Origin of the sequence: Sheuella amnicola (assembly GCF_010499255.1) — a bacterium.
Lineage (GTDB): Bacteria > Pseudomonadota > Gammaproteobacteria > Burkholderiales > Burkholderiaceae_B > Zwartia > Zwartia amnicola.
The window spans coordinates 1-3,025 of sequence record NZ_JAAGRN010000020.1 but is presented as its reverse complement, the minus strand read 5'-3'; the positions used below and the strand labels follow the sequence as shown (position 1 = coordinate 3,025).

The following is a 3,025-nucleotide window of genomic DNA, read 5'->3' as shown; positions in this document are numbered from 1 at the left end:
GTAACGGTCCGGTTAATACCGTCTTTTTATTAGTGCACTAAATCTTCAAAATAGGTCCCCACGTAAACTTAAATGGGGACTTAACTTGGATGACACTAAGCCCGAGCCTTTACCGCCCGCCAAACGGTCACGGCGCAAATTTACACTGGCGTTTAAGCAAAATCTTGTCAGAGAATCTTTAAAGCCAAACGTTTCTAGCGCTGAAGTGGCTATGTCGCACGGTATTAATCCTAACCAGCTCAAGCGTTGGGCTCGAGAATATCGACTACTACATGGACATCCGGCCTCTTCAGAATCGATTCCGGTTTTATTGCCAATCCAAATTACACAGAAATCTTCGCATAATTTACGAAGTGATTCAATGTCGCACTTGCATGACCAAGGCAGCATTGAGATTCGGATTAATAATTCACATGTCATGATTGTCGGAAGAGTTGATTCTGAGACGCTCCGAATTGCTCTGGAAACGTTACGATCATGATTGGATTCCCCTCTGGCACCAAAGTCTGGCTTGCGGCCGGCATCACAGACATGCGACGCGGCTTTGATGGCTTAGCCACGCTTGTGCAATGTTCTTTACTTGAAGATCCGTTCAGTGGTCATGTGTTCGTGTTCCGTGGTCGCAAAGGCGATCGAATCAAAGTGCTGTGGTGGAGTGGCGATGGTCTGTGCATGTTTGCCAAGCGCCTCGAGCAAGGTCACTTTGTCTGGCCAGAAGCTTCAACAGGTAGCGTGTATTTAACGCAAGCACAGCTTTCGATGTTGCTTGAAGGCATTGATTGGAGACGCCCTGTTCGCACACACAAGCCAACACAAGTTTGATGTTGTGCATCACTGCAACAGTCGTCTTGTGATGCGCATATTTATTGTTTGAATTTCAAATTCGTCTGGATAAATAGAGTTGTGTTTGATAGGATAATTCCTATGCAAACGAGACGCCCACTTCCAGATAATGTCGCTGAATTACAAGCGATGCTATCGGCGCAATTTGCAGCGTTTGATGCCTTGTCTTGTGAGCGAGATCAGATCAAGAACGAATGTGATTTGATCAAGAACGAGCGCAACGCATTTAAACAAGACATTGATTCAATCAAGCTCGAGCGTGATGCACTCAAAGCCAGCAAGATTGATGACAAGGAAGAGATCAAACGTTTGTCACTGCTGATCGACAAACTCAAACGCATGATGTTTGGTCAGAAGTCCGAGAAGCTCGGCTTACAAATCGAACAGTATGAACTCGAACTCGAAGAGCTACACATCGCGCAAGGTATCCAAATACCTGCAGCCCAAGCGATCCCTTCGATTGAACGCAATACACCCAAGCGTCGTCCGCTCCCCGATCACCTTCCTCGCGACATTCAAACGCACCTACCCGACCAGAGCGCTTGTCCCGATTGCGGTGGCGATTGGAAGAAGCTCGGCGAAGATATCAGTGAAGTTCTGGAATACATTCCTTCAAGCTTTCGCGTCATTCGTCACGTGCGACCAAGATTTGCCTGTGCCTGTTGCGACAAGATGGTGCAAGCCCTTGCGCCAAGCCGCCCGATCGCCCGTAGCTACTTTGGCCCTGGTCTGATCAGTCATGTCATCATATCTAAGTATATGGATCACATGCCGATTTATCGCCAGTGCCAACAAGCCGCACGTGAAGGGGTCGAACTGAGCGAGAGCACAGTTGGGGATGTCATCGGCGGCGCGCATCAATTGCTTCGCCCTTTAATGGATGCATTGCACCGCTATGTCTTTGCTGCAACCAAGCTTCATGCCGATGACACACCCATCGATGTGTTGGCACCAGGTAACGGCAAGACCAAGCAAGGCAGACTCTGGGTATATACCCGTGATGATCGTCCCGCAGGCGACATATCTGCACCAGCGGTCTGGTTTAAATACTCACCCGATCGTAAGGGCATTCACCCTCAGACCCATCTTAAAGATTACACAGGCATTCTGCAGGCAGACGCCTATGCCGGTTACAACCCAATCTATGATTCTGGTCGCGTCATTGAAGCCGCATGCTGGGCTCATGCCAGACGTAAGTTCTACGATATCCACACGACACATCCGACAGCCACGACGACGCATGTCCTTCAACAGATCGCAGAGCTATACCGGATAGAGTCAGGCATCCGAGGTAGTCCACCGGAACGAAGGCAAGAAGTCCGGCAGGAACATTCCAGACCGATTGTTGAGTCGTTACACATGTGGCTTAAGGATCAACTGTCGACCCTGTCGCGCAAATCCGTGACTGCCGATGCCATTGGCTACGCCATGAACCAGTGGCGTGCCCTGACTCGATTCCTGGATGATGGATCCATTGAAATCGACAATAATCCCGCTGAGCGTGCATTACGTACGGTCGCTCTGGGTAGAAAGAATTATTTGTTTCTTGGGTCTGATGCGGGTGGCGAGCGCGCAGCCACGATGTATAGCCTGCTCGGTACGGTTAAACTGAACGGTCTAAATCCAGAGACCTACCTCAGACACGTGCTGTCCGTGATTGCTGATTATCCAGTCAATAGGATTGACGATCTGCTGCCGTGGAATCTGGTCATTTCAACCTAGCCAGTAAAAGTATTGGTGGTACATGAGTACGAATCAGACCATCCTTGATCGTGAACTGTTTGTCCAAGCCCTGCGCCACATGAGCGAAGAAGACCTGATTTATTTAAACCGGATGGTCGTCGAACGGTTGAATCTGCTCTCTCAGGCTAAAAGTACGATGCATTTGGCTCGGTTCGCTGAAGGTGATCGCGTGAACTTCACGACAAATGATGGCACCGTCAAGCACGGTACGATCATGCGTCTAAACAAGAAAACTGTCAGTTTGTTCACCGATGATGGTCATCGATGGAATGTGGCCCCAGTGCATTTGCGTAAATCGACCTAACGGAATCGTGAAATTTGTGCTCTGGCCTGGTCACGATAAATCGGAATCATCGGTCACGATAATCCGGAATTGGCATTAACCACGCAGTATTTGAATATTATTGTTATTGCAAGACGGTAATGACCGGAGCATTAC

At 48.9% G+C, this 3,025-nt stretch carries 4 protein-coding genes; all 4 read left to right on the top strand.

What is annotated here, in order from left to right; genetic code table 11:
• The first annotated feature begins 85 nt into the window (after positions 1-85).
• The 4 genes from tnpA to G3I67_RS14780 all read left to right on the top strand — a co-directional run bounded on the left by tnpA (position 86) and on the right by G3I67_RS14780 (position 2,890).
• Positions 86-481: an IS66-like element accessory protein TnpA gene (gene tnpA / locus G3I67_RS15195; RefSeq protein WP_163656338.1), complete on the top strand. Its 396-nt coding sequence runs from the start codon at positions 86-88 to the stop codon at positions 479-481.
• Entirely contained in the window at positions 478-822 is a 345-nt protein-coding gene (gene tnpB, locus G3I67_RS14790) for an IS66 family insertion sequence element accessory protein TnpB (protein ID WP_163656336.1), read from the top strand. The genes tnpA and tnpB overlap by 4 nt, the downstream gene beginning before the upstream one ends.
• Positions 823-1,047: 225 nt before the next feature.
• On the top strand, positions 1,048-2,565 hold the full coding sequence (gene tnpC / locus G3I67_RS14785) for an IS66 family transposase (RefSeq protein ID WP_163656340.1): 1,518 nt from the start codon (positions 1,048-1,050) through the stop codon (positions 2,563-2,565).
• 22 nt (positions 2,566-2,587) lie between these two features.
• A complete protein-coding gene (locus G3I67_RS14780) occupies positions 2,588-2,890 on the top strand; it encodes a DUF2437 domain-containing protein (protein ID WP_163656334.1) in 303 nt (100 codons plus the stop codon).
• Positions 2,891-3,025: the final 135 nt, after the last annotated feature.

Excerpts from the sequence above, each read along its gene's own strand:
- tnpB (WP_163656336.1), top strand. The coding sequence starts at position 478 with ATGATTGGATTCCCCTCTGGCACCAAAGTCTGGCTTGCGGCCGGCATC.
- G3I67_RS14780 (WP_163656334.1), top strand. The coding sequence starts at position 2,588 with ATGAGTACGAATCAGACCATCCTTGATCGTGAACTGTTTGTCCAAGCC.